Consider the following 1,376-nt stretch of genomic DNA (forward strand, 5'->3'; position numbering starts at 1 on the left):
TTTGCGAAGAATTTGATAATCAAATATAATAGTTATTAAATTTTCTAAAATAAGTGGAATATCAACTGGAATTTATTTGATTAGATGTGCTGTAATAATTGTATAACTATAAGAGTTAATAGTTATTTTAATATTATCAATTTCACAATACCAATTTTTACTCTGCTTATAAATATTACAATTCTTATCTAAAATTTTATTTTTACAAAATTCAACTACATCATTAGTATTCAATTTTAGATTCTTCTTAATTCTATCAATCCCCATTTCAGTAGTATGCACTTTACTTATATTATCAAGTAATATTTGTTTATCTTCCATAACTTAATCTCCTCAAAAAATTACTATTTATCTAACAAATTAATAAATTGTAATTTAATAGCGCAAAAGGAAATATATGATATACACCCAACTAAGTAATCCATGAAAAATCGCCCAGCCGACAGACTTCCACGTTGTATAACTAATAACCATAGCTAATGCACTTCCAAAAGTTATTCCTGATTTTACCGTTTTCTTGACAGTCATTGATTTATTATCTTCCATGTTTGTTTCCTCCACAAATTATCGATTTTTCGTTCTCAGCGACTTCCCAATAAATGGGAATTTAACGTTCTCTTTTATGTCTATCAATAAGCAACAAAACAAACATAATAAGCCATATCCCCCATGCGATCCAACAGCCTATTCCTTGATATTGGATATCTATGATTATTCCAATAATAAAAGGAACTGACATAAACATCATTCTTTTTCCATATGCCTTACACATAGCATTCTCATCGTATTTCTTTCGTTCATCCGCTGATTTCATATTATAACCCGACAAGAATTTAGTAGCTTTTCCTTCTGATTTATAAAACCACATTCCAAACAAAAACATAATCACTGCCATCATAAAGTCAAAAACAATATAGAACATATAATACAATTTCTCCTTTCAGCCAATCACTCTTATCTCTTTGAATTTTCTACATTACTCTTCAGCTTTGACCAAACATAGCAAATCAGTATATCCTGACTGCATAAGTAATTGCTTAAAACCAGACATCACTTCTTCTTTTGTATAATTATTATTTTTCAAAAACTCACTATCCTTCTCACTAAGGTATTGGTAGAAAAGAGCTGCTGCCATTACCTCATTTCTGTCTGTATAATCAATGCTATCTAAAAGTATATTCTCTGCTTCGTTAATTTCCCCAGAATCAATCATATCAAGAAAATCTTTCAAATTATTCCCTGATACTTCATATTTATTTTCTTTTTCAAGTTCAACAGAAACATACTTTTTCCCAAACATTAAAGAAAATAATACTCTTACCATTTCTTTTATCATTCGCATAATATAGTCTTTTTCGTCTGTGAAATACATTTTT

The 1,376-nt window shown here is 28.5% G+C and carries 4 protein-coding genes; all 4 read right to left on the reverse strand.

Annotated features, from left to right (window positions below; genetic code table 11):
- Positions 1-72: 72 nt before the first annotated feature.
- The 4 genes from PGY05_RS12005 to PGY05_RS12020 all read right to left on the reverse strand — a co-directional run bounded on the left by PGY05_RS12005 (position 73) and on the right by PGY05_RS12020 (position 1,372).
- Positions 73-321 carry a DUF3781 domain-containing protein gene (locus tag PGY05_RS12005; protein ID WP_211134004.1) on the reverse strand — a complete coding sequence of 83 codons (249 nt, stop codon included), beginning with the start codon at positions 319-321 and terminating at the stop codon, positions 73-75.
- A gap of 54 nt (positions 322-375) precedes the next feature.
- The gene (locus tag PGY05_RS12010) at positions 376-546 is read right to left on the reverse strand and encodes a hypothetical protein (RefSeq protein WP_211134005.1); all 171 of its coding nucleotides are present in this window, start codon (positions 544-546) and stop codon (positions 376-378) included.
- Between the two features lie 61 nt (positions 547-607).
- The gene (locus PGY05_RS12015; RefSeq protein ID WP_005342838.1) at positions 608-922 is read right to left on the reverse strand and encodes a DUF3784 domain-containing protein; all 315 of its coding nucleotides are present in this window, start codon (positions 920-922) and stop codon (positions 608-610) included.
- A gap of 54 nt (positions 923-976) precedes the next feature.
- Positions 977-1,372, reverse strand: a complete 396-nt coding sequence (locus PGY05_RS12020) for a DUF6483 family protein (RefSeq protein ID WP_270475987.1) — start codon at positions 1,370-1,372, stop codon at positions 977-979.
- Positions 1,373-1,376: the final 4 nt, after the last annotated feature.

Source organism: Coprococcus sp. AF51-11b1 (assembly GCF_027682785.1).
GTDB lineage: Bacteria > Bacillota > Clostridia > Lachnospirales > Lachnospiraceae > Allocoprococcus > Allocoprococcus comes.